The organism is Rugamonas brunnea, assembly GCF_014042345.1.
GTDB classification, from domain to species: domain Bacteria; phylum Pseudomonadota; class Gammaproteobacteria; order Burkholderiales; family Burkholderiaceae_D; genus Rugamonas; species Rugamonas brunnea.
The window spans coordinates 41,474-65,496 of record NZ_JACEZT010000016.1 but is presented as its reverse complement, the minus strand read 5'-3'; the positions used below and the strand labels follow the sequence as shown (position 1 = coordinate 65,496).

At 52.4% G+C, this 24,023-nt stretch carries 19 protein-coding genes; 10 read left to right on the top strand and 9 right to left on the bottom strand.

All coding sequences use genetic code 11. The features are described from left to right. Positions 1 to 11 precede the first annotated feature (11 nt). Both H3H37_RS20635 and H3H37_RS20630 read left to right on the top strand, forming a co-directional pair. Positions 12 to 755: a hypothetical protein gene (locus tag H3H37_RS20635; protein ID WP_220456515.1), complete on the top strand. Its 744-nt coding sequence runs from the start codon at positions 12 to 14 to the stop codon at positions 753 to 755. 172 nt (positions 756 to 927) lie between these two features. Further along, a complete protein-coding gene (locus H3H37_RS20630) occupies positions 928 to 4,842 on the top strand; it encodes a PIN domain-containing protein (RefSeq protein WP_182166026.1) in 3,915 nt (1,304 codons plus the stop codon). Positions 4,843 to 4,986: 144 nt separating this feature from the next. On the opposite strand, the gene H3H37_RS20625 is transcribed toward H3H37_RS20630, so the two are convergent. Continuing rightward, positions 4,987 to 5,226, bottom strand: coding sequence for a helix-turn-helix domain-containing protein (locus H3H37_RS20625; protein WP_182166025.1), 240 nt, complete (start codon positions 5,224 to 5,226; stop codon positions 4,987 to 4,989). Between the two features lie 237 nt (positions 5,227 to 5,463). Here H3H37_RS20625 and H3H37_RS20620 point away from each other — a divergent pair, with 237 nt between their 5' ends. From H3H37_RS20620 to H3H37_RS20605, 4 genes are all read left to right on the top strand, one after another. Then, the gene (locus H3H37_RS20620) at positions 5,464 to 5,916 is read left to right on the top strand and encodes a hypothetical protein (protein ID WP_182166023.1); all 453 of its coding nucleotides are present in this window, start codon (positions 5,464 to 5,466) and stop codon (positions 5,914 to 5,916) included. Then, positions 5,913 to 6,122, top strand: a complete 210-nt coding sequence (locus tag H3H37_RS20615) for a DUF1190 domain-containing protein (RefSeq protein ID WP_182166021.1) — start codon at positions 5,913 to 5,915, stop codon at positions 6,120 to 6,122. The genes H3H37_RS20620 and H3H37_RS20615 overlap by 4 nt, the downstream gene beginning before the upstream one ends. A 914-nt stretch (positions 6,123 to 7,036) precedes the next feature. Beyond that, positions 7,037 to 7,513, top strand: coding sequence for a hypothetical protein (locus tag H3H37_RS20610; protein ID WP_182166019.1), 477 nt, complete (start codon positions 7,037 to 7,039; stop codon positions 7,511 to 7,513). Between the two features lie 25 nt (positions 7,514 to 7,538). After that, positions 7,539 to 8,744 carry a hypothetical protein gene (locus H3H37_RS20605; RefSeq protein ID WP_182166017.1) on the top strand — a complete coding sequence of 402 codons (1,206 nt, stop codon included), beginning with the start codon at positions 7,539 to 7,541 and terminating at the stop codon, positions 8,742 to 8,744. A 618-nt stretch (positions 8,745 to 9,362) separates the two neighbouring features. Here H3H37_RS20605 and H3H37_RS20600 read toward each other — a convergent pair. From H3H37_RS20600 to H3H37_RS20590, 3 genes are all read right to left on the bottom strand, one after another. Further along, the gene (locus tag H3H37_RS20600) at positions 9,363 to 9,890 is read right to left on the bottom strand and encodes a penicillin-insensitive murein endopeptidase (protein WP_182166015.1); all 528 of its coding nucleotides are present in this window, start codon (positions 9,888 to 9,890) and stop codon (positions 9,363 to 9,365) included. A gap of 11 nt (positions 9,891 to 9,901) precedes the next feature. Beyond that, positions 9,902 to 10,393 carry an Hcp family type VI secretion system effector gene (locus tag H3H37_RS20595; protein WP_182166013.1) on the bottom strand — a complete coding sequence of 164 codons (492 nt, stop codon included), beginning with the start codon at positions 10,391 to 10,393 and terminating at the stop codon, positions 9,902 to 9,904. A gap of 337 nt (positions 10,394 to 10,730) precedes the next feature. After that, positions 10,731 to 11,426 (bottom strand): SOS response-associated peptidase family protein, encoded by a 696-nt coding sequence (locus H3H37_RS20590; RefSeq protein WP_229218937.1) that lies wholly within the window; start codon positions 11,424 to 11,426, stop codon positions 10,731 to 10,733. Positions 11,427 to 11,740: 314 nt separating this feature from the next. Here H3H37_RS20590 and H3H37_RS20585 point away from each other — a divergent pair, with 314 nt between their 5' ends. Next, entirely contained in the window at positions 11,741 to 12,256 is a 516-nt protein-coding gene (locus H3H37_RS20585) for a hypothetical protein (protein ID WP_182166009.1), read from the top strand. A 400-nt stretch (positions 12,257 to 12,656) separates the two neighbouring features. Here H3H37_RS20585 and H3H37_RS20580 read toward each other — a convergent pair whose 3' ends face one another. Both H3H37_RS20580 and H3H37_RS20575 read right to left on the bottom strand, forming a co-directional pair. After that, positions 12,657 to 13,862 carry a hypothetical protein gene (locus tag H3H37_RS20580; RefSeq protein ID WP_229218936.1) on the bottom strand — a complete coding sequence of 402 codons (1,206 nt, stop codon included), beginning with the start codon at positions 13,860 to 13,862 and terminating at the stop codon, positions 12,657 to 12,659. 160 nt (positions 13,863 to 14,022) lie between these two features. Next, positions 14,023 to 15,453 carry an amidohydrolase family protein gene (locus tag H3H37_RS20575; protein WP_182166007.1) on the bottom strand — a complete coding sequence of 477 codons (1,431 nt, stop codon included), beginning with the start codon at positions 15,451 to 15,453 and terminating at the stop codon, positions 14,023 to 14,025. A 333-nt stretch (positions 15,454 to 15,786) separates the two neighbouring features. On the opposite strand from H3H37_RS20575, the gene H3H37_RS20570 reads away from it, so the two are divergent. After that, positions 15,787 to 16,824 carry a hypothetical protein gene (locus H3H37_RS20570; protein WP_182166005.1) on the top strand — a complete coding sequence of 346 codons (1,038 nt, stop codon included), beginning with the start codon at positions 15,787 to 15,789 and terminating at the stop codon, positions 16,822 to 16,824. Between the two features lie 189 nt (positions 16,825 to 17,013). Continuing rightward, positions 17,014 to 18,177 carry a hypothetical protein gene (locus H3H37_RS20565; protein WP_182166003.1) on the top strand — a complete coding sequence of 388 codons (1,164 nt, stop codon included), beginning with the start codon at positions 17,014 to 17,016 and terminating at the stop codon, positions 18,175 to 18,177. 88 nt (positions 18,178 to 18,265) lie between these two features. Here the strand turns inward: H3H37_RS20565 and H3H37_RS20560 are convergent, their stop codons facing one another. The 3 genes from H3H37_RS20560 to H3H37_RS20550 form a co-directional block, all read right to left on the bottom strand. After that, complete coding sequence (locus H3H37_RS20560) at positions 18,266 to 19,033, bottom strand: hypothetical protein (RefSeq protein WP_182166001.1); 768 nt, start codon at positions 19,031 to 19,033, stop codon at positions 18,266 to 18,268. A 287-nt stretch (positions 19,034 to 19,320) separates the two neighbouring features. Further along, a complete protein-coding gene (locus tag H3H37_RS20555; RefSeq protein ID WP_182165999.1) occupies positions 19,321 to 21,735 on the bottom strand; it encodes a hypothetical protein in 2,415 nt (804 codons plus the stop codon). Next, a complete protein-coding gene (locus H3H37_RS20550; RefSeq protein ID WP_182165997.1) occupies positions 21,732 to 22,661 on the bottom strand; it encodes a PIN domain-containing protein in 930 nt (309 codons plus the stop codon). The genes H3H37_RS20555 and H3H37_RS20550 overlap by 4 nt, the downstream gene beginning before the upstream one ends. A gap of 179 nt (positions 22,662 to 22,840) precedes the next feature. Here H3H37_RS20550 and H3H37_RS20545 point away from each other — a divergent pair, with 179 nt between their 5' ends. After that, positions 22,841 to 23,926 carry a PA0069 family radical SAM protein gene (locus H3H37_RS20545; RefSeq protein WP_182165995.1) on the top strand — a complete coding sequence of 362 codons (1,086 nt, stop codon included), beginning with the start codon at positions 22,841 to 22,843 and terminating at the stop codon, positions 23,924 to 23,926. The last annotated feature ends 97 nt before the right edge of the window (positions 23,927 to 24,023 follow it).

The following is a 24,023-nucleotide window of genomic DNA, read 5'->3' as shown; positions in this document are numbered from 1 at the left end:
GGGGAGAGAAGGTGGATGTAATTGACGTGTTTGAGAAACCATACGAGGTTTGGTCTCGTCGCAAAACGACTGTTGAGGAAGCACTGGAGCTCGTAAAAACACAAGGCTTATCGATCCTTGAAGCGCTCGAGCCGAAGGACAAGCTCCTAGAGACCATCGCGACCCATAACGAGGCTGCGCATCGCATGCTCCGAGTACGAGAAGATAACGGACTTGAATTCCATATCGATAGAGCACTCGACGAAAGTCCAGCGTTTCAACATCTGCAGGGACTCATGCCCCAAGATGTCCCCCAACCGCTTAGCGAATATCAATGCTCGTACCCGGAGTACGACAAGGAAATGGTCGACTCAGCCATCAATACGCTTGGTGTCAAAGTCGCCCAAGGCCAGTTCTTGTTTCACGGAGGTGAATGGGGGGGAGCCGATGATACTTTGACGACTTCGAAACCGTTCTCGACTTCTTTCTGTCCTCAGGTGGCGTTGAGAAATGCTGAGTGGCGGGGAAAGGCCTTTGATGCTGGCCGAGTGGACCTAATGGTTGTCCGCGTAGCGCAGCCAGCCACAAACGCTTACGTGTACAACCGTGAAGGTGAGCACGGTAACGAGAAAGAGATCGTTTTCGCCAGCGGTGCAAAATTGAAACGCGTGCGCGAAACGCACGTAACTGACATTACCGCTTACAAAATGCACGCAAATCTGACGCAAGAAGAAAAGGTCGTGCCAGCCTACTTAGTTGAAGTGGAGATTAGCTGAAACTGTATTGTCCCGCTTTGTCGCAATCGATTTGAAAATTTTGGAATGAAAGTTGCCATTAGTGACATAATATTGCATACCCTTAGCCTTCACGTCGCCTTTGAGTAACTTCTACGCACACAGACTTCCGAAACCTTCGAACGAAACTGAGTTCGAAGCAATGTGTGCGCACGTGTATGGCGAAGTGCATGGCGACCTCAGCCCTAAACGAAATGGACGGCGTGGACAAAAGCAGTTCGGAGTTGATATTTTCGTCCGCACCGAGCGGGGGCTGATCGGCATCCAGTGCAAACGGTATAACGACGGAACCTTGACGCTGCGGGACATCGAGGACGAAATTCGAAAGGCGGATGCGGGTACCGTTCCTATCTCACGGTTGATAATCTCTACCACCGCCGCAAGCGACGCTAATCTGGTAGGCGCCGTCTTAACGCTTTCGGTCCAGCGCGAAAAAGCTGGGAAATTCGCAGTCGAGATTGATTTTTGGGAGGAAATTGAAGCCCATATAGAGCGACATTCCAAACTGCTCGCACGCTATAACCCTCACGCGCCTGAGAGCGCTCTTCGGCGCAATATTGAGGCGGTCGACTCCCTGAACCAGACCGTGACGGACGGCTTTGGCCGTATTGAAAAGCATCTCGGAGACGCGGTTTTCGCTGGGGGCGGTGCTGATGTACCCGCCGGCCTGCAGTCTTCCTTGGATAAGCTGGTTACTGGACAGATCGACGCCATCACTGAGCAAATAAAGGCGGCGCGGTATCGCGATGCAGAGCTGCAACTAACTGAGATCGGCAAGTCTTTCGGCACCTTTGACCAGCATCAAAAAGCGCGTTGGCATCTGTTGCGTAGCATATGCAGAGTGCATCTATTCCGGGGTGAGGGAGCAGCCGACGATCTGCTGACTGCTTTCAGTCTTTATCCAAACGACGAGAAGATTGCGGCTGCCGGTATCCGCGGTCTCCTTTTAAAGAACGATCCGGACGGTGCAGCGCAGGCTGGCCTGGAAGCGAAGAAGAAGTTTCCGACCTCACCGACTGTGTGGGCTGCGACCGCGTTCGCTCTGATCGAATTGGGGCGGTCAATCCAAGATGAGGATGTTCCTCCGGAAATTGCAGACGACCCGGATGTGCTTATGGCTTTGTGCTCGGCAGCTCAGCGTGAATCGGACTACGCCAGGGCCTGGAAACATGGCCGGAAAATTTTGAATCATGCCGGAGCGCGTCAGCCTAATCGCTCTGCGGCACTCGCTGTCGCGGTAGCATGGGCTACGTCTACGCCCACTCAACAAGCACTTGGAACCATTGATGAGCTGGCCCTGAGCGCCATTTCCGAAGCGGTTGCATGTTTTGAACCGAGGGCGGCAAGACTATGGAATAGCCAAAGCGTCATGGCACTGCCAGCTGATGTTTCAAACGTGTGCTATGCATATCTTCTATTGGATCGTTATGACGACGTGCTTACGCTTTGCGAAGAGGCGAAAGTACTTACGCCACTTCCGTCGCAAATGCTTGGCTTCAAGCTTGGCGCTCTGCATGCGTTGAATCGCAATGATGAATTTATAGCGGTTGCGCGAACCCATGTTCCCGACCTCCAACCGGTTTCATTTTTGTTGGTTGCAGAGGCTGCGGCGTCAAACGGCGCAGTGGATATCGTTGACGCCCTGATCGACCGCGCCGAGGCGATGCCTGAATCTGACGAAGTCGAACCGAGCACAATCCGTGCGTTACGTTCTATCGCTCAGCTTCATTCGGGAGCGCGCGACATTGCGATTCAAGCGGCTTTGGCATTCGATGACCCGTTGGGAAAGCACAAGCGAGCGGCGCTGATCTATATACGCACGTTGATCAATGCCGGCGAGCTCGATCATGCGAGTGCGCGTCTCGATGGCCTGACAGCGAGGATATCGAAGGATGATTCACCCACACTTCAGCTGTTGTGCGCAGATTGCTTATTTTTTGTGAAGCAGTATGTTAAGGCGGCAGAAATTTATCAACGCTATTGCGTGCCAGGTCGTATTTCAGAAATCCAACGGCGGCGGCTGCGCTGCTACGTTGAAGCTGGTTTGCGGGCAGAAGCTCGCCAAGTCCTTAAAGATCTTCCGCCCACATGGGTAGAGGACGATCACATTCGTGAAGCGGCGATTGAGCTTGCACAGAGTGCGGGTGACTGGGCACTACTGTTTGATATCGCCGAGGAGCAGCTAAGACGTAGACCTGATCATGCGGGAACTTGGGCGCTTGCTCTAATGTGCGAGCGTTATGGTTCGGCGAGCAAGCGATTCCATGAGCAACTAAGCGTTGTTCCAGAGCGCTTGTCGGGCTCGTTGTACCAGATCGGCTATGTAGCCTCGCTTGAGATTCAGCGTGGCGCACCGATTGACGGATTACGGCGGCTTTATCGTATGGTTCGAGCGTCGATGCAATCGGCCGAAGCAGCAGGTATCTATGTTAAAAAGTTTTTGATCCATGCTGAGCTTGTGGCTGCGAGTGCCCCTGATGAGAAGCCTGGCCCTGGCAGCACATGGTTACTTAGTTCAGAAGATGGCTCGGAGATAACAGCTAGTGTTGATCCTTTGGGAATGGTTGACCTCCCGCAGCACCGCGGATACTATCCGCCGGACAGCACTTTGGGATTGGCACTAGCAGGTAAGGGAGTTGATGAAACGGTAGAGATCGAAGGTGCATTTGGCCACCGGAGATTATTCAAGGTAGTAGGGGTAAGCTCCGTTTACCTTCATCTCTTGGAGGCGCTCCGCAGACTGCAGGATGAAACACCGGAAGGGCTGCCTGCTATTCAGAGCGCCAAAGTGGTTAAAGACAACGGTGAACTTGACCTTGAACTGATCAAGTCGATAATTGGCCCGGGGGGCAATCGAGGGCAGCTGGTCTTCGACACCTACGCCACGGCGCTTGTTCCATTGGGAGCATGTGCAAAGCTGCTAAATACATCTACTCTCGAGCTGGTTCAGGGATGGCCTCGAGATGCGGCGCCCCTTCGTATGTGTACCGGCAGTCCGGAAGAGATTGCAAAGGCATTTCAGCTCCTTGAAGGCGACGTGCCTGCAATTGTCATTGACTTGGCAACGCTAGCAGATTTGGTTTCCCTGGGCTGCGAAGCGGCACTAACGGCTATTCCTGTTATATACATCAGTACTGTAGCTGTTCAGATTCTTGATGGGTTGCGCAGTGACGCCGCTGATAGCCATAAGTTTGGGCGGGTCGGCGTGGTCGATGGCGAACTGCAGGTTGTGAAGTATCCGGATGATTATGGAGACAGGTGCCTCGCATTCTATAGTCGCATACAGAGCGTCATTGATCAGTACTGTACGGTATGTCCAGCATATGGAGTCAGCGATATGCCACCGGAGGTTGTCTCTATTAACGACCAGCTTGGAGAAGACGAATACGAAGTGCTGTTATTGGCTGCTGAGAAGCAGGCGGTATTGGCCTCGGTCGACTTGCATCTGCGTCAGCTGGCAGAGTCTGCTTTGGGGGTCCAAGGGGTATGGCCGCAGGTGCTAATGGGATACGCCGCCAGCAAGGGGCTGCTGCCGGCCGTGACTTACCGATATGCCATGCAGCTCCTCTTTCGAAGTAACCGGACGCTGGTCGCCGTCGATGCTGCGGACTTGCTGTATATGTTCCAGCAAGGAGACCACGCGTTTCAATCCGGGATCGCAAAGATGGTGGAACTGTTCAGTACCCGGCCGTGCAATGTAGTGTATGCACTCGCTGTGGTCGAAGATGTGATTGCCGGGGTAGCTAAGGTTGCGAGCCGCCTTAAAGTGGTGTTGGAAATTGTGGAATATTTGTATGAACCGCTCTTTCGTCACCCCGACCAACCTGCTGATCTATATGATCGGGCCGTTGCTCGTGTGAGGTACTTAGCGCACGCGTTCAGAAATCTGCCAGCTTGGATCTCATTTGGTGCCGCCCCCTTAGCCGACGCTAATGTCATTGACTCTGTGGCACAGTTGCTGGTGGCACGCGTCGATGCAGCGCGGGCTCGTGCCGCATCTGTGCATGTACCTAGGACACTGCCGATCAAAGTGCTGTATGTGACGTCAAGGCCGTCGCTTTGGGGCTAGAGATAGGCCCATTTATGCGGTGAAAATATAGGTGTCCGCGCCTAGGTGTTGATGTTCAGAAAAGGCTGAAAGGTAAATACCCACCAACTCTCCGCAAAGCCGGGTTAAGTCACACTCGCGCAAAATCGCTAAGAACGAAGCTGACTAGCTAGGTTTGGTTGGAAGAGACTCTTGGGCAAGATGCTGCTCTACTGCCTTCATCATCGCTGACGGATCGACCTGGAGAGCCGCAGCAAGCTTGAAAATGATCCTGATTGTAGGTTGATTGATACCTCGTTCGATCAGACTCACGAAGTTCCTTTCGACCCCAGCTTCAAGCGCAAGCTGCTCTTGAGACAGCCCCGCCTTTTTGCGAAAGCTGCGCAGCACTACACCAAAAGCCATCCCCGGATCTCCCAAAACACCTCCCAATATATTGGGAGTGATGTTCGTCTTCGGTTATTATTCCGTCTTCACAATATATTGGTAATTTCTGAAAACCAGCACAGAAATTGGTCAAAATGAAACATTTGGTAAAACCGCATCGCCACGTAACGGTCGCTGCGCTGTTGCTTTCAGCTTGCCATGGCGGATCAATAGCGACTGAGCGACGCCACCGAGAAATACAAGTGATATGAAGACATGCTGAGAACTATCGATAACCATGAAGTGGCCACGTTCGCCTTGATCCACGGTAAAGGGGCAAAGATGTGGCGAGCAGTCAGCATGGAGCTGCGTATTCCCTATTTTTTCGTCTGCCATGCCATCAAGGAGGACGGAGTTTGGCTGCACGAAACCTGTCTGCTTTGGCGTGAAGCTGACGTCGTCGACTTCTGCAATGAGGTCCGTATGGACGCAAATAGAAAAATCGTCCAGTTGTCGATGCTGCTGCCGGCAAGCGAGGCTGGACGCTGGGATATGGAGGAGCTCGGAGAGATCTGGAGCGACAGCGGCGATGAAAGTTTGCGTTCGCCGATTTTCATCGCCCACGATGGACGCCATCTAAGCCATGACGGACGAAATACAGCGGCCGTCGTGACAACCGCCAAAGAGAGAATCTATTCAATGCCAACCGCAAACAGGAGCCCAATATGAAAACTATCATTCTCGCAATTCTTGCAGTCGTACTCGTTGGTTGCAGTAAGTCAGACGAAACAGTCTCGATCGGATCAAAGGAGAACTACGACAAAGGCATGGCCGTGATCAACCAATACCATAAGGCGCTGCAGGAGTCCGATCGAAAACTATTTGAAGCCGAAGAAAAATCGAAAAAGGCGTCCTCCGCGCCACCCAGCAAGTAACGGGATATTCGACGCGGTAGTTACTGTGAGCAGCGAAGGTAAGAGTCGCCGGTTAATGGACTGGTCTGGATTTTTCCTGGACCAAAGGACGCTGCAATATTGGGCCGGAAGCGCATGGCAGTTGGCCCAGCATTTCCAGCCAGGATCCTCCGCGCGGCGTTACTCCCCACGGTTCATTGGCTCGGGTCGGTTCCAACACAAAGCGCTCGGATAGCAGCCACTGCAATACTTCGGGGTCTGCGACAACGGCCATGTGCTGTTCGATTAACTGCAACGCTTTCTAGCAGTCGAACTGGGACAGGAACTGTCTTCCTTTCGGCATGATCCAGGCGCCATGCTCCTCATCGAGGCGAGCCAGTCCCCGGACGATCACTTCCCGGTCCAGCTGGTGCACTTCATACAGTGTCAGCGGGGCTGTCTCAATTCGCGTGAGCCATCGGTACAGCGAAACTCTTTCTTCGACATAGTCTGAAGTCGTCTTCATAGCGTGGGCAACTTAGTGGGAGAGGCCATTGTGCCCGGGGCGAGTACTTGGGCCAAGGTGCCAAAATCGACCGGCTTACCTATAAAACCATCAAAAGCGGCAGCCGCCGCGCATGGGGCGGAAACTGAGTATTCTCACCATCGCCGCCACTCATTCTCACAAGTCGCCGCTACCCGTTCCCACTCTCCGCCGCCACCCAATCGCGTGCAATGCCGCCACTTTGGACTGGTGAGATTTCGCGCATTTTTTTAGATGAGCAAGATGTTATCCTCTATGGAGACCGACTAACTTCGGCTGCGGTTTCAATCGGTCAGTGCAACACATCGTTCAATTCGGTGCGCTGGCGTTTTTATCTTCGTTGTTGCGAACTCGGGCCAAGCGCAGGAAGTCGAAAGCCTTCGACACTTACAATGCATCGCTCTAGGATGACATGAGAATAATTTCAGTACGGCCTGGAACGTCAGACCCTGATGCTGACGAAGCGGAGCACGCATTTGCAACTGCCATTGCATTCCAGGTTGCGTCAGAAAGGGCCTTTGAAACAAAAGTCGTAGGTGATAAGTTTCAGAGTGCGCGTGTGCCCGCCGTTGTATGCGCAGCCCTTTCAGTTGAGCTTGGCATGAAGGCTAGGATCATGGCTGATGGGAATCGGGCGCAGTATAAGAAGCTGAAAGGAACGGCTGGACATAGCTTGGTGACTCTTTTTTCGCTTCTTTCGCAAGATGATCGGAACTGGTTCATTGTAGGATCGGGTCATGAAAAAGCAGAATTCATGGAAGCGCTCAGTGCGGTAAGTAATGCCTTCGTCGATTGGCGCTACGTATACGAGCAAGACGAACGAGCTATAAACTTCTCGTTTCTCAGCAAGTTGTCTGAGCTGGCAACCACGTTGCCGGCTGCGTCGTAGAAGAAGGAAAACCGTCCCGAGTCCCATGAATATCGTTTTGTCTGCCTCCGACTTGGTCGGGCCGCTTGCGCATGACTTGCGTACCCCAGGCGTCGCCCCGGTGCCCGCCGTCGAGCGCGCTTTGGAAGAATACCTGTTCGAGAAATTTCGGGACGCATTAGGCGAAATGCTGGTAAAGGCACCCAGAGTCCGTGTTCACGCGGGTTATTTCAAAAATCGCTTTGCTAATCTGGTAGACCTTGCTAAATCTGGCTACGAGACTTGGTATGTCGAAGTACATTTTGCTTGCCAAAATTTGGTTCTGCTCCAAGATATTCAAATCAGGACGGAGGGAATAAGCTTTGTCCCACTTTCCTATGGCGGTGGAATCAATCGCGCAGTCGATTTGAAGACTCGCCACCTCAAGAAGCAAATCAACCATGCGTATCGGATCAATCATCTTCGCCTTCCCGGTGACTTCTTTCAGGCACTTTCGCGGGAGCTTTTGAGCGGTGGTGAGCTGTCGCAACCACGGCTTTCAAATTTTCATCCTGGTCCAGATATTCGCGGCTTTAGGACCGTCTCCTTCGATCACCTTCTTACCGGTGACCGAAAATTCTGCAGATGTTCCATGGCGTTTCATTCATCCATCCTCGCGGACGCCAATACACGCGCGCCGAGCTTCGCGCCGAATTCTTGGCCGCACGCCGTCATTGAAATGCTTGACCACGCTGACTACGAAGATGCAATCTGTCACCTCTGCCTGGCGCGCAATGGAAATTCCGAAGATGCGGTTCGCCGCTATGGCGCAGCGATCATTGACGGTCATGAAGCCTATGCGGATCAGGTGAAGTTTGACCTCAATTCGGACGCGAGGACAGCAAGGGAGGAGGTGAAGCGCCTCATGGGTTTGAGCCGATGGACGCGTGAGGCCACCATCTATGGTGTTGTGAGCGATCTTTTCCCCGACCAGTTGGTGCTCCGAGAGGCATCACCGGAATGGTTGGGCCGGTTGAGATTGGACGTCTATATCCCAGGCTTAAAACTGGCTATCGAACATCAAGGACAGCAGCACTACGAACCGGTCGCCGTTTTCGGCGGCGAGAAGGCGCATGCAGCCGTTCTGGAACGTGATGCCCTAAAGCGCACGCGATGCGAACAAAGTGGAATCACTATTATTTACATTCGATACGACGCTCCGATTACGAAAGCGGCTATAAGGGACCGTCTGCGATCGTTCCTAGTTACATAGGAAAGCCGTCTGTCATGATCGACCTCGCTACCAACTGCCCACCGTCGTGGTGAGTGTTGAGATCAGGTGGCGGCGTTCAATACGATTAGGTGGCGGCGACTGATGAGAATCGCTGGCGGCAGCAAGCGCATAGCCAAGCTGACGCTACCTAGTTATCAATTCCATGACCCGCCTGTACGAACTGCGTTGGTAAGTGGCTAGTCAGGACAGCTTCCGCTTCCACATGGCTCCTTCGAGCGCCTCGTCAGCAAATGGCCCCGTAGGTGCTTTTACCGGTTGGTACGTCTAATCCGAAATAGCAAATGTATCCGTCACGCTTGTCCCAAACGCAGGACAGGTCCCCCCTGTCTCTGATGCGGTGATCGGGAGCGGCCCCACAGGCATCTTTTCTATCTGGCGCAATCTGCTCAAATAGATCCTTCGCTAGCGGCCCCTTGAACGTGAATGCTACCTTCCGGTCCGTCTTCGTCGGGGGTACTGTGTCACCCAGCTCGCCGCCGTATATCAGATAGTCGCCCTTTAGCGGCTTCTGCCCAACGCCCTGGATCTCAGGCTTATCGGCAGCGCGAGCCAGCGCGTGCAGGACTAGGGACGCAATGATGAGCATCAGGCGCAAGTTCACGATGCGTACCTCGGCCAAAGCTCGGCGTGGAAGTGGTTGTTGTGGCCGGCGAGGGACTTAACGCGCCCCCCACCCAGCGCCTTCTGCACCCGCTCGTCGTTGAAGTACACGATCTTGATCCTCGGGTGCTCGACAAACAGGCAAATCAGCTTGAGCGTGGCCTCAAGGTCGTATTCCTTGTCCCTGTAGCTGCAGCGCGCGGCTTGCCCCGTCAGGTAGTCCGTGCGAACCGGTCGGCAGTCCATCTCGATGCCCTTCTGGTGCGACTTGTGGTTGTCGTAGGCGTGCCCGCCGTCGATGCTGATGTTCCCGATCCCGAATTTCCGGTCGCATATGGCCTGCCATTGGCGCTCAATCTGGAAAATCACTGTAAGCAGGTTGGGATGCGCGTACTGCGCCAGCTGGCCGGTACCTGGCACATCATGGAGGGTGCCGTAGACGTAGTAGCCCGCGTCTTCGGGCGCCTGGGGTAGCATGAAGTAGCCGCGTGACTCCTTCGGTTGGATTGGGACGCCGGTCGACATGGCCGTTCCCCTTACACGCACTTATTGCTGGCCAGGCACCAGCCGCCAGCGGTGTTTCCGCCGGTACCGCCGGCGATCTTCTGTTGGGTGTATTTCCACTTCACCCTGGAGTAGCTCAAACCGATCTCGTCGTGCAGGATGTTGCCGTCACCGAGTAACTGGTCCATGTTGGAGATGATCACGTTCTCCAGCTCGACCTCGTAGTACTTCACGCGCTGGCCATCGCCGTCTGCTCGCAAAAACTCCAGCTTTGCCTTCGGAATAGTCCTCCCCATCGAACAAGTCTGCATGAGGATTGGCGAGGCCAGGTCAGCCAGTTTTGTCAGTGAGATTGTCCGATGCTCGCAGCGTTCGGCAGTGTGACCCCCACCAGTTGAAGCAGTAGCACTCCGAGGTTGGACAACGCCAAAATGGGCGCTGGATATTTCGATCCAGCCCAGATGATCCGAATCGGCTGACTCGCCCTTGATACCATCGATTCGCAGGTATGCGTCCGTTGCCATGGTGCCTCCAAGTAAATTAAGGAACACACCTGACATTGTTACGTTAGCTTGGCGATCTTGATTTGGCTGACGTCAAGCGCGATGCAATGATCTGGGAGAAGAAGGGGCTGGCAGAGCAGAGTCGCTAAACACACTAAGGGGGCAGGTGCCGACTGGCAGAGAATGGACCTCGGTAATTGTGCTTCAGAAGACCAATTTGCGGGGAGAACGTGATGCTCGCTCGATGGTGCTTTTGGGTGATCGGGGAATATTGCTCGAGGGGAATTATACGCCACACATAATTTCGACTAATTCCTCGATGGAAACTTTCCGCGACTGGCATTTGGGTTTCGCGCACTCAGAATTTCAGCTCAAAATTGTCGCCAACAGTCAGCGTAGACCTTACCACCTTCGGCTTCGGCCACGTCTTCATTAACTCAGCGGGGTACAGTCGCAGAAACGTGCGTGCATACTCGGGATCCTTGCAGTCCAGCCAATCATCCCACTCTTCGCGAGGAACAACGACAAGGGATCTCTTTTCCTCCCCTGGTTTGTGCATGCGCTTCATCAATGGGTGCTCATTCGCGTTGACCGTGATCTGCGTAAATACTATCTCCGGACCATTTTCACCAGGCCATTCCCGCCATAGCCCCGCAACGGCGAACATCGGCTCATCTACAAGTCCTATCTCCATCCATACGTTTTTTCCCGTTTCGTAGCACGGCTCAATAAACGACGTGGCGGGCACCAAGCACAGCTGGCTGTTCTTCCAAGCCCCTTTGTACGTCACACGCGTTCCTAGGCTGTCATCCCTTGCATTCATTGTCTCGTATCCCTTGAACTTCCTCATTTTCTTGGGATCGCTAGTGGGCGGCAGCTTTGCCTGCTGAGCCTCAAAATCTCTTCGCTGAAGCTTCATAGGATACATTCCGTAGCCGGCAAGTAGCCCTTCACGTCGGCCGTTGGCGCCGCGGCGCACAATGGGCGCCTGGAAGTCTTTGAAGACGTCGGAGTCCCAGGCGGGCTGATCTTGCAGGTCAATCAGAACACCCATCACAGCCTCAAGCAATTCGGGGTCCGGTGGACGGTAGTTTACGCACATGGTTCGACAATGCTTGAAGTTGGAAGTTGCATAATAGCTCTGTTTTGCTGGGTGTTATACTGTATAAATATACAGTTAAAATGGCGGGTGCATTTATGCGTGCATGGGTAGCGCGGAGGCGGGAGGGCGGTGCCCTTCTTCAGGAACCAGTTCAAATCAAATCAGGCACAGCGCCATACGAGTTACTGGTTATCGATGTCACTGACCAAGGGCAGCGGCGCCCATCTAAGGTCGCACGCCTGATGCCACTTGGAGAGCGCAGAGCGGTGGCCGAACTTGTAGCCCCCAAGTTGGTTTGGCTGGACGGCTTCAGGCTAGCCCTAAGCGGCATTGAGAAACTGCAAAACCGTCTCGGCGTCAAGGAAGTCAGCCAATCATGGGTATGCGACCTGGTTCCTCCAAAATTCGCGATTGGCTTCAAAATTACACATACTTACGTGGAGGGTATCCAGTTGCCGCGCCGCGCGCTCCGAGACAATGGAAAGACGGGCGGCAGGCTCAAAGTAGGCGACCACCTCATCAAATCGCTTGGGCGCCACGCATCGCTAGCCGAGTTGATCGATTATGAATCCGGCGACCGCCGGCCCTCCACGCCTCACCTCGCAGACTGCCATCTTGAGTGGATGGCGGGTGACCGCTTCGAGCTGGGCGGACTCTGCATCAGGGAACCATTTGAAGACAGACCCGAACATTTGCTTCGTGGTGGATGGCTCTGCGAATTCGACATCGAGTTGCCCGAATTAAGTCGCGCGCAGAGGCGCCTCATTGGTCCAGCTCACTAATGTGGTTTGCGTCGCTGCTCAGGTTCAGTCAGCACGCGTCCAATAACCCTGAAGGGAACGCCGGCTGCGAGCAGGAATTCGGCAGTTTTTTTTAGGCCAGCCGTGGGCACCATCTCGATGCAAGCATCTACAGTCGTTGACTTTGCACGATCTGGTCGTGTACGGCGCTCACTCTTCATAAAGCCCCCCTTTGTGATCGGTATTAAAGCATAGACGGTTATGCGGGGCGTGAGCTGGCGCAAAGGACATACGCTTCGAACTTGAACTTGGTTAAGGAACTTGATTTAGTAGATTTTCTTGAGGCTGGAATAATGATTTGGTAGAAGCCACCGTTCTGTACACCCTGCAAAGTTGTAAATTGGGTTGGCGGGTAGCTGGCTTTTCGAGGATGTTCCCCTCTTTACTCCTCCAATATGAGTTCGGAGCGAAAGGCCTGGCCGATGTGCATCCGTGCTGAAAGGCCATCATTCTCGATCAAGCTTCTGCCAATGAGTTTCGCCCAAGATGAGTTTTGCACTTCTGCAGAGTCTTCAATGACGGGCCCATGCTCAAGGGCTTCCAGTATGTCCCGGTTGACGCCCTGCTTGATGATTACCCTCCTTACTTGCCGCTCGTTTACCCTGACCCCGCGAGGAAGCGTGAGCGAGACTGTTCTACCTTGGAACTGCCTACCGAACACTGCTTGACGTTCAGCATTGTCCCGGAGCTCTCGCTTCGATCTCTCACTGCGACTGTCCAGCATTTGTTTAGTCTTTCGTGATACCTCACGTGTTGCTCCAGGCTTTCGTCCGAAAGGCGATGCAATTGTTTCTGCGGTTACTTCAAACCCTGCCATGCGTAGCGCCCTAGACATGACGCCCCTATCTGCAGCCTCCTTGGCATCGGAAAGATGATTGGTGCCAATCTCAAAGGCCTCGTCAGGCTCCGGATCAACAATTTTGAGCACGCTTCCTGTTCCGCCTTGAACCGTGATGTTCAGTCCGCACACAAGTCTTTGTCCGGTGTGACCAGCAGGGAATTTGATAGAGCACTTTTGAGCGATTCCGCCAGTCGGTGGTGGTCCTTTTGTGCCGAGCTGCCTCTCGCTGAATTCGGAACCCGATTGCGTACCTTTGCATTCAATGACGTGCCACCTTCCCGCAGTATCGCGAGCGACAAAGTCGGGCGTTTTGTTTGGCCCGCGCTTAGCAGTTCGCCGCTGGGCGGCGCCAACAGACGCTGCAACCCATTGCATGAAATATCGGCCATCAACAATCTGTTCCAGCGAAAGGTGCTCGCTTAGCCAAAGCATGGGAACACCCATTCCGAAGTCGTCGCTCAGAATGGTTTTCTGGTGCGCGTCGAGTTCTGCGAAGCTATTAGTCAGACTCAAACTCTCGTCTTCTGAGATGGCAGCGAGATATCTCACCCACGCCCAAAACTCACTAAGTGAGACCCCTGTTGACGAAGTGGGGGTCGTTAAGTAACCGATCATCATAAGCATGGCCGGAATGTTTAAGTCATAGGCACTGCGACCACCGGCGAACGATCTTGGGAATAACGGGCGGATACCTGGGCCTGGCCAAGTCGCTTTATCGATGTCTACGATGAGTGTCCGTTCCATCATATTTCTTTCGGTATCAATTTCTTCAGTTCGCGCGCCGAATCCTTCCCGAGTACACGCCTATACTTCCTACGTTATCTAAGCTGTACTATTTGTCGCTGACGATGAGTTTCTAGGTCATTTTTTTAGGTGTACTGCGTTAGCGCTCATCGCAATCCCTAATTTAAGTGAGCCAGGAAGGTGGCTTACCAAGGTGCTCGATCAAGTTGTTAAGGCGTGTCTTGTCATTCAGTCCAAAGCATTCAATGGCATTTGTCCGAAAAACAGCCTGTCGATCAAGGTTTGAAAAAGCGAGGGCGCGCGCAAGTTCTGTCGGATAGTCTTGCCAACCATCCTCTTTTATCATCATGAACCAGTCCGAGCCATACATTACGTGTCGTCCGAAATCCGGGAATACATTCAGCGCGTCCTTTATGCGTTCAAGAGGCTCGCAGGTAGCATCTATACATGCACGTAGACCGGTCCAGTAGCCTAGATCTCCATAAGTATTTGTACCCTTGGGCTGGCTCATTAGCTGTGCAAAATCACGGGTCCAAGACGTCGGATCTCCTTCGCTGCCATCACCGCCAAGATGGCCGAGATTTACTCGCATGGGTAGGCTTGGTGCCATGGCATCCGCGAGTGTTTGCCATCCTGTAGGACTGCTTGCATTGTCGGCTTCGTTGTCGTATCCCATACTGCGGTTTGCGTGGGCCATCACAGGCACCCTTTGCTCTGCACACCACTTGAACATTTTGAGCAACAGCCGGTCTAGTTCCACTCCATTCCCATATGGCTTAAACCCCATTGGAGGATAAATCTTTACGCCGATGAAGCCGTGGTGATTCACTGCCTCCTGAACCAGCGCTAGCGATGCACCGGATTCATTTAAGTCAGTCATCGGGTTGTAGGCTATCAGCGGCAGCATGTACCCGCCTGACATTTTAGAGATCAGCGCCATCAAGAGCATCTGATCGTGCGGGGTCGAGCGAGAGGCACAATACCTATAATCAAAGTTGACCATGGCGCCAAACGCTGCGGCGATACCCATCGGTTCCCAAGTACGCCGATACAGGTCCAAGTTCATCCAGCGATCCTGCAGCATGCACGCTACAAAGCGGATGATTCCGTCCGGTGTGCTTCCTGAAACGCCGCGCAGCTGGTCCATGCGACCACGGGCGCCCGGCGAATGCATCTCGTCTAGGATTTTGTGCACGGTTGTACTGTTGAAGCGGCGGGGTATGAAGCGTGCGCCCCATTTTCTCTCAAGCGATACCTGTGCCTTGTCATATTCGATATCTACGCCACGACTAACGATTTCCTCCCGCAGACGCTTCTCGATCCGCTGCCGTTGTTCCATCGCCCTATCTTCTAGCGACTTCGTGCCTCGGCCATCCGTTCGCGTGTTCGCGTCTCTGAGCAGCTCATATTCATCTTTTGCGCTGCTGGCAATTTCGGTGACGGCCCGCACCACTGGTTCCATGGCGATGATGAAACCCTGCAGTTCTGGAGTGGAGTGACCGACGGAATGGGCTAGGTAGCCGGCGGCATCAATATCGGAAGCGTTAAAGAAGTGAGCATGGACGTCGATAGCACGAACGGGCAACACTTCCATGCCGCGCGTGAGCCCGCTCGTTATCAATAAAGGGCGCACAGGACCATTGTGGGCTTCAATGTCATCCCGTCGTAGTTGTGGCGGGATGCAGCACCCGCCTAAACCAGACAAAGCCAGTCCGCCGAGAATTCCTATTGCGTTGCGCCGTCCACTATCCATCTCAGCCCCTTCATTGGGTTCCGATGGGAAACAGTACCGATTTTCCGGGCGAAAATTTCTATCCAATTGTCACCATGTCCGAAATACAACGACTGATGGTCAAGAGTGCTGTTCTTCAGTACGCTTTTAGTCTGTCTCTGGACTATGATGTGATTTCCACGAGGAAACTACATTATGGATATCTTTGCCTTATACCCGACAAGCCCAGGATATGACTTCATTACCGAAGATACCTATTTCGAAAAGACCCAGCGTCGTTTTCCTTGGGCTACGCACACTAAAAGTGTGCCGAAGAGCCCGCTATATCTCGCTACCTGTCCGGAATGTAAAAATGCGATAGAGATCCGCGAGTTAGATAGGGTGCGCGGCGAAAATGAACGAGCTCCAATGGAGCCTTTTGGAAAGCACTATCAGCACAACGTGCCTGGGCTGGACATTATTTACGATCAAGCGAAATACGATAACTGCTCGTTGCGCGCGAAAGTTAGCCTGAGTTCCTCTGAGCCCCGCTTGAGCCAGGCATTCAACGATGAGGTGCTGAAGCTTTTGGTAAACGAAGCAGCCGTGGTTCGGGAAGTCTTGGCCACTACCGTTGGCATTGGTTTTGGCGACCGGCTTTTCGAATCTATGTTAAAGACTTTTATCGAACAGGGACGCTACAGGTGTAAGGGCGTTATGCCTTCAAATTTACCTTTCGCGCTGCTCTACTGGACCGAGAGTCAATGGATAACCGGACAGTACGTTTCTTCAGAAAAGCATATTGAGATAGAACGTGCTATTGAAAATTCTCAGCACTTTTGCATGAGTGGGCGCCAAATCAGTTCAAAGCATTGGCGTGATAAGCAGTCGGCGGCCGCACGTGACAAAACGCCACTCCCTTCAAGACCGGACTGGGGGCCACACAGGCTCGCTTTCTTCATGGGAAAGCGAGTCGTTCGTGGGGACGAGCGAAAGGGGGAAAAGAATCATATGACGCTAACCCTAACAGAGCACACCAATAATAAGCCGACGGGAAACCCAATCTATAAAAAGAAAATTTCCTATTCAAATAATCACTTCCCTAACGCGATTCGTGCGTTCGAGCGCAGGATGAGCAAACCAGAAGAGGCTGCTGAGACCTTGGCAAAACGCATACGAGCGGGGAAACTTGCCTACTCTTACGCCAAGCATCTTCTTCCGGATACATGGCGCCCAAACTGGGAAGGCGAGTAGAGTCGTTCGCCTTCATGCAAGCTAATCTGGCAATTATCGGCACGCCTGTTGGGGCCGTCCGATGGGGAATTTCTCGCGTGTCTCATAGCTATTCTGCGCCGCTGCTGCCGACGGCAGGCATCAAGGTAGTGGCATCATCTCAACGCTCAACTCGTGCGATCTTGACTTTAAATTAAGGCTGAAAAGTAGATGGATAAGGTTATAAAACTGGGTCTTAACAAATATCCGACAATACCGCATACGCTCCGCTCTGCACCAAAGCTTAACGAGCCAGCCCAGGAAATATCGGTTGGCCTGGCCCAACTTTTTCATCACTATTACCTCGACACATATGGTCGCCGTCCCCCCAGCCCGGATCCGACACAATTCGAGCACGTTCGGTTCTTGCTACCAACCTCAGACTTCCGTTTTCAGGGCGGAGGATTGGGGATATCTACAGCTGCTCGGCGAAGCCGATCATGCGAACTTGGGCAAGCATTTTGTCGCTGGTTCCTTCACGAACATTTAAATATTACATACTTTGCGCACATGGGAGATCTGCTCGACAGGCAGCTTCATCGTGCGTTCGGAGGCTGCTCCATTAGTCGCGTAAAAAGTGGCGACACGCCAGACTATTTCTGCGCTGAGAGTGTGGATCGTGTGTTTCTAGCGGAGGCCAAAGGCCGTTACACTTCAATCGGGTTCGCTACCAAGGAATTCGATGGTTGGCGAGAGCAGTTCAATCGGGTCCAGGTATTAGATGCGGCAGGGATCCCACATAGCGTAAAAGGACACGTCGTAGCAACACGATTTGCTACAGAAAGAGATAGCGCTGTAGTTCGAACGACATTGCTCGCTGAAGATCCACAGAGCCCAGGAGAGAGGCCCCTTGATGGTGAACTCGCGCGCGTACTTGGTTCTGCGATCATCGGTTCTCACTACAGTCGAATTGCGGAAAAGCTAGACCAGCCACTCCTAGCAGCCGCACTGCGCAATGGCATCACACTTCCTCCGGAAATCCTTGTTCCCGTCGTCGTTTGGGAATTGGCAATGCCCCTGTTCAAGGGCCGACGGTTTGTAGGTGGATACTTCAGCCCTGATGATATCCCCGCCTTCCGGGTAATAGACGGCAAAGTCGTCGCCAATCGCAATGACCCATTCAGACTAGACCGCCCTAGAGCAACTTTCTTTGGCGTTGAGGAGAAGATCTTTCGTCAAATTGTCATGGTGTGTCGTTCGACAGGGCGATTCGACGAACAGTTAAATCAACTTGAAAATATTGAGGCTATTTATAGCGGGATTAGCATGCTCCGTGATGGCTCCATTATTGGTCCGGCGGAGTTCTTCTTACCCGTTGGCACTGCCACACTGTGAGTTTTTAGCTCCAGGCTTCTTGCCAGATATTGATGGAATACGCCCATGCCTTCGTCCGGTAAGAAGCGCTTATGCTACCTTGGCAACATTATGATGACCGCTTTGAGACGGCGTAATTGCAGTACCACCGTAGGAAGTCTTCAATATCGTGGCTCATTCGAAGGACACTCACCGTGATAGGGGTGGACTTGGCAAGAGGCTTTTCAGGAGGAACTCCTTCAGCCCGGAGAATCATTAGTTCCACTTCGAAATCGTTAGGAAGGGCGACGAATCTCATGTGCTTTGGCGCGGAATGGACGATGAAATCATCCCGTACGGCCTTCAGCGGCATTTCGAACCAGTCTGTGCCATTTCTGATGCGTTCGGCATAAGGCTCGTGATCGCCATATGGTGCTGTTAGCCTTTTGAAAAATTTCTTGTGGTCGTTAAACGATTTGAAGCTTGGCCGATTGCCGACTTGCAGAAAGTGGCTAGACAGGGACGTCACCCGGTCCAGCAGGATTCTTGCGTGGATCAGGCAGTTTATTATCTCCAGCTCTGTGTACGGAGCCACCTCGCGATACTTCTCCGCGATAGCTCTCTGGGATGGGGAGTATTTTTGGCGGTACTTGCGAGCGTAGTGAGCTGAGCTCATGTAGCGAGTCACAATGGACATATTTGTGAGGAATCTACGGACCGAAAGGTAGTACAGGCTGTAAGCATCCCGGTAGCGTGAGACGTCTGTACTAATAACTGGATCCAAATCAAATTCCATTGCAGTGAACCACGGTTCGAGCGGATCCCGCTTTACTCGAGAAACCTCGCTACGCACGTTGGGTCGTTTTCCCAGCGAGCGATGACCCAAGGGGAAGTCCATATTTGATAGATCCTTTTGGCCGCAATAATCTTCAGAGTGTGTCGGCATAGCGGCCTCTGCCATGAGGGTTAGAGGTTCTGCAATCCTACTTACGCCTCTTGGCCGGCAGCCGGTAACGGTCTCTCAAAACTCCAATTCATCTGACAGCTTGTGTCAGATCAAGTCTAAGCTAATACCGCAAAGGCGCCTGGCCCACGCCTCCCTCTCCGTAGGTATCGACCGCGAAGATCTTGAGGATTTGTAGAGCTTCGGACGGTCTGTATCAAACGGAGTCTAGCTGTTCCCGTTTAGGTTTCGTCTTTGTCGATGCCGAATCGATACTTGCGAAGCGCCAGTCCCTCATCAACACGTTGTCTTTCGTTCTCGATAAAGCGCCGAAGACCATCAGAAAGCCATTCCGCGAAAGCTCTCACGTGTTCATTTTCTTCGGTCAGCCAAGTAGAGAGTGCTTGCTGTTTACTTTCGAATGAATGGACCATACCGTATTCGCCATGCACAACACCAGTTGACTCTATGATCGCGGCAACTTCGTTCCAGACCGTTGAGTGTTCCGGAACAGTTTTAACGATGGCCTTGCAGACCTCATAGGTTGATAGCGACCCTTCATATGTTCGGAGGACGCCGATGACAAAGTCGATGTCATCTTGACTACCAGCTCTCGTGTAATCGAGGAGCAATTCCTCAATTGGCGAGCCGAAGGCCGGAAATGCAGATTTGATGAGTCGCGCGCCACGATAGCTGAACATGTACTGAACTTCATCCTCAAAGTCTCGGCGTAGAGCAGCTAGTAGTTGACCAGGTTCTGCGGATAGAAGCCCATTCAGTTTATGGAGCTGGTAGGGAACGGGCTCATACCGATCTTCACCAAAGTCGTCGCTCTCCTTTTTGCTCTTTTCCAAGCTACGCGCATATTTAATTCGTTCGATAAAGAAGTCGATGACGCCTTTGAGATCCTGCTGCGCAATCTCGCTTAAAATCTCCTCGCCGTGGTAGTCCAGGTTTGGAAGGGGAATCAGCGACGTTAGCAGTTCCGTGCGGTCATCTGATGCCATCGCCCTTATCAACGCATTAAAGTCCTTCCTGAACCAGATCACACTGACCCAGCGTGTATCATTTTTCTTGGCCAATTCACGCAGGGCCTGCATAAATATCGGCATGGCGTCATTGGCTCCCTCAGAATACAGATTTGCCGCGACTCCCATAATCTGCATCAAAGTCTCTCGATCATCGATTTCGCTGGCCCGAGTAAGAACTGCGGTAAGCACATCCAACTTCGAGACTCCGACGTTATATAGTGACTTGGCAATAGTTGTTAGGTTCCGTCCGGCAGAAATCCACTCACGCACAATGCCTTCAATTTCCGGCTGATGTACATTGGCCCATAAGCCCCGAATCAACGGAATGAGGAAGTACGCCATGACCTCCTCATGGACGGTGATGAGATTGAGGGCGAGCTGAGGCTTCTCCTTTCCAATGGATTCTAGGAACTCGTAATAGACAGGGAACATTGCCATGTCATTTGAGCGAGTCTTAGAGAACTCAAGGATGCGATTTTTCCAGAGGTCGAAACTTGAATCGTCAATCTCGTCAAGATACCGGCGTGCCGCCTCCTTGCGCTTAGCATCGCTATAGCCCCAAGCTTCTTCAGAGCGGCTTAAGTCCTCCCAATTTCCAAAGATGCCCTCAAATCCAATGAGTTGCTTGTAGATCTGGTATTCCTTGTGTGCGGCCAGCGCATCACGTATTTGTAATGCCTTTTCCTTTATCGTTTGCGTAGCACCGTGGAAGTAGTCCCAGTAGGCCATGTGCTCGATAGATTGCACGAGAGGTAGTGCGTCCGTCGCTACTTGATCGTGCATGAATTCAAGCACTGCGATGGTATCGCGCTCGAACATTGCGAGTGTTTCGGCATCGCTGTCTGAGCGCTCCCGCCTGGTTGCAGAGTCAAGCGTGTGCAGTACTTGCTTTCGATGCTCGATTGATTTATCAAGCCCGTACATGCGCTTTGCCAGATTGATTGCGTCCGAGCGTACTGCTGCGACGCCGCCATCGCTCGTCACAGATCCACGCCGAATCGTAATGGTCTGGTATGACCAAGATGTACCTTCAATTGTCGGCGACAAGACTTTGCTAAGAACACGGAGAATTACATTAGCATTGCGCAGCAGCGCATCATCCTTCAATTTTGAAAGATGAGTCACTAACCGAGCCTGAGGTTCTGCTCCACGTGGTGGCGTACTAAAGAAAATGTCTAGGTGATACGCCGCTAGCGACTCAAGAGACCTCTCTGCTTTTGCTCTTACTTCCTCCTCAGCGGATTGCGACATCTCGAGCAGGAAATCAATCACATCTTCTGTGTGCACATAACGTATTTTTTCGGCGACATCGATTGCTTCGCGTATCAGGCTTTCATGCGTCCAGTAGCGAACTTGAGTTTCCGAAAGCGGCTTACCTTCTTCTGTTAGACCTCGATTCGATATCGTACGCACAAATGATGTCAATGTAGGGAGCGTAGCCATATGGAAGCGCGGTACCAAAACCGCCAATATCTTTAGAGATTCCGAAAGCGCATTGTATTCCGTGCTCTTCTGGAGAATTTCTGAGATACGTTTGAACTCGTCGCTAAGACGAGAATCAACAGCAGCAGACTTGATGTCCACCAGTTTAGAAAGGGCTGCAAGGCGAAGGTCGAGGTCGCTCATTTGAGAACCTTCAGCAATACGTCGATAACAACTTCTGTGCCCGCGGCTTCCTTAGCAAGGGCGCGGCTTGTAGGTAAGAGGTGCGATCCGGTATCAGTCAGCCGGCCTGACAACACGAGCGTTTGGGCTTCGTGCTCGACAATTGCCCGGTCGTACCCGGCGGCTTCAAGGGTGGCGAATAAGGCGTCTTTTGAAGGCGTGTTGAGCGCCTCTATGAGCCCCAGTATTAAAACGTCGATGTTTTTGAACGCGGCGCTGCGGAGTTGGTCGAGCGGCACAAGCGGGCCTTCGACGACCTGCTTCTGCATAGGGGCTACCGCCGTAGCTTGTTCTATGTCGGCAAGCAGTGTGGCTACGTCCTTGTAGACCTTGAAGCCCTCCGCTTCAAATGCTGCCGCCAACTTGTTGTCGGCAATCAGCGCGCACCGGATGCCCTTCTTTGGTTTGATTTCAATCGCGGCTTCCAGAATCCATGAATCTGGAATGTCCTTACGTCGTTGTTCTCGGGGCTCGTTCGGGTTGAAAGGCGGTCGCACATCGAAAAATCGAGCCCATGCGTTGGCGGCCTGTTCCTCAGAGATATCGATCACCTCGATCTTGTTGTCCGTCACAAATCGCTTGAAGACCTCTTGTGAATTTCGCGTGACCTCGCCAAGATCCCCCAATTCCATAATAGGTTTGGGCAGGCCGTCCACAATCATCCCAAGCATGCCGCGTTGGAGCTTGGCAAACTTCGATTGCAGTTCTGCGACCGCATCTGTGTATGCTTTTAGGTGATGGGTCCGCTCTTCCTCGAGGGCAATGTGCGGAATGTGGATTTTTAGAGTTCCCTTCTGGGACTCCCGCAGCAGAAGCTGAAAGTCCGGGTGCAGGAAGGGAGTCCTCCGCAACATGCTCGTGTCGATGACAAGGTCGAAGGTTTCCATGGCCGATGCTTAGCTAGCGAAATTCACGTAAGGATGTGGACGATTATAGCAGCCGGTGCTGCCCCGGCTTGCATAGATAGCAAGCCAGCGTGGGCTTCATCCAGCACCACAGATTGAGTTTGCAGGGGATCACGTTGGCTGCTATGATATACTGTATATCCATACAGTATCCGGCGAACATGTCACACGATCCACTACTCAACATTAAAGGCCGTGGTGCCTTATCTAACGAGCGTGCCCGATTCGAAGAGTGGGCCAGGGAGTCGGATCCAGAATATCAGAATCTTGACGAAAATGGCGCGTTGGTTGAAACAAAAATACGAACAACCGTTTGGCTCCAAGAGGCGAAAAGTATAATTTCGAGAAACACGTCGCCTGATATACCATTTGATTATTCTATTAATCCTTTCCAAGGTTGTGAGCACGGTTGCATTTACTGTTTTGCTAGACCTACACATGCCTATATTGGGCTTTCGCCTGGCTTAGACTTCGAATCAAAAGTTTTTGCCAAAGTAAACTCTGCTGATTTGTTGAGAAAAGAGTTATCGTCGAAGAGTTATGCTCCAAAAGTGATTGTGCTTGGAGCTAATACTGACCCATATCAACCTGCCGAGAGAGAGCTCCGAATTACACGAGGAATTTTGGAAATACTTGAAGAGTTTAATAATCCAGTCTCGATCACGACAAAATCTGGACTTGTTGTTCGAGACAGCGACATTTTAGGACGGATGGCAGCAAAGGGGTTAGCTCGAGTATTTGTTTCTGTAACAAGTCTGAGAAACGAAATTTCACGCACACTGGAGCCGCGGGCGAGTGTGCCTAAAAGGCGACTTGATGCCGTAAAGAAGTTAAGCGATAGTGGTATCCCTGTGGGAGTATTAGTTGCTCCAGTTATTCCTGCCATTACCGACGAAGAACTTGAGGCAATTGTCGCTGCTGCAGCGAACGCAGGCGCTACTACAGCAGCTTATATTCTCTTAAGGCTCCCTTTGGAAGTCGCAGATCTGTTTAAAGAATGGCTTTCCATTCATTACCCTCAGAGAGCAAAGCATGTTCTTAGTATTTTGAGTCAAATGCGAGGCGGCAACCTTTACGATTCACGGTTTGGAAAGCGCATGAGGGGAACGGGAGTCTTTGCGGACCTACTGCGAGACAGATTTCATTTAGCATGTAAAAAAAATTTCATAAACCTGGAGCGAAAAGATCTCAGGTTGGATTTATTTTCCTTGCCGAATACCGGCAGCCAGCAGATGAGCTTATTTTAGAGCTAGGATTGGTCGTGACGTTGCTTGAGTACATCCAGCATCTGTGCGTCTGGAGGCGGACGCGACCGCCACTGCATTCAAGTTCTAAGCAAGCAGC

Coding starts and splice junctions, on each gene's coding strand:
- H3H37_RS20570 (WP_182166005.1), top strand. CDS start 15,787: ATGGATATCTTTGCCTTATACCCGACAAGCCCAGGATATGACTTCATT.
- H3H37_RS20615 (WP_182166021.1), top strand. CDS start 5,913: ATGAAAACTATCATTCTCGCAATTCTTGCAGTCGTACTCGTTGGTTGC.
- H3H37_RS20550 (WP_182165997.1), bottom strand. CDS start 22,661: ATGGAAACCTTCGACCTTGTCATCGACACGAGCATGTTGCGGAGGACT.
- H3H37_RS20560 (WP_182166001.1), bottom strand. CDS start 19,033: ATGGACTTCCCCTTGGGTCATCGCTCGCTGGGAAAACGACCCAACGTG.
- H3H37_RS20595 (WP_182166013.1), bottom strand. CDS start 10,393: ATGGCAACGGACGCATACCTGCGAATCGATGGTATCAAGGGCGAGTCA.
- H3H37_RS20590 (WP_229218937.1), bottom strand. CDS start 11,426: ATGGGTGTTCTGATTGACCTGCAAGATCAGCCCGCCTGGGACTCCGAC.
- H3H37_RS20555 (WP_182165999.1), bottom strand. CDS start 21,735: ATGAGCGACCTCGACCTTCGCCTTGCAGCCCTTTCTAAACTGGTGGAC.
- H3H37_RS20600 (WP_182166015.1), bottom strand. CDS start 9,890: ATGTCGACCGGCGTCCCAATCCAACCGAAGGAGTCACGCGGCTACTTC.
- H3H37_RS20565 (WP_182166003.1), top strand. CDS start 17,014: ATGGATAAGGTTATAAAACTGGGTCTTAACAAATATCCGACAATACCG.
- H3H37_RS20605 (WP_182166017.1), top strand. CDS start 7,539: ATGAATATCGTTTTGTCTGCCTCCGACTTGGTCGGGCCGCTTGCGCAT.
- H3H37_RS20575 (WP_182166007.1), bottom strand. CDS start 15,453: ATGGAAGTGTTGCCCGTTCGTGCTATCGACGTCCATGCTCACTTCTTT.
- H3H37_RS20580 (WP_229218936.1), bottom strand. CDS start 13,862: ATGATGGAACGGACACTCATCGTAGACATCGATAAAGCGACTTGGCCA.
- H3H37_RS20610 (WP_182166019.1), top strand. CDS start 7,037: ATGAGAATAATTTCAGTACGGCCTGGAACGTCAGACCCTGATGCTGAC.
- H3H37_RS20545 (WP_182165995.1), top strand. CDS start 22,841: ATGTCACACGATCCACTACTCAACATTAAAGGCCGTGGTGCCTTATCT.
- H3H37_RS20620 (WP_182166023.1), top strand. CDS start 5,464: ATGCTGAGAACTATCGATAACCATGAAGTGGCCACGTTCGCCTTGATC.
- H3H37_RS20625 (WP_182166025.1), bottom strand. CDS start 5,226: ATGGCTTTTGGTGTAGTGCTGCGCAGCTTTCGCAAAAAGGCGGGGCTG.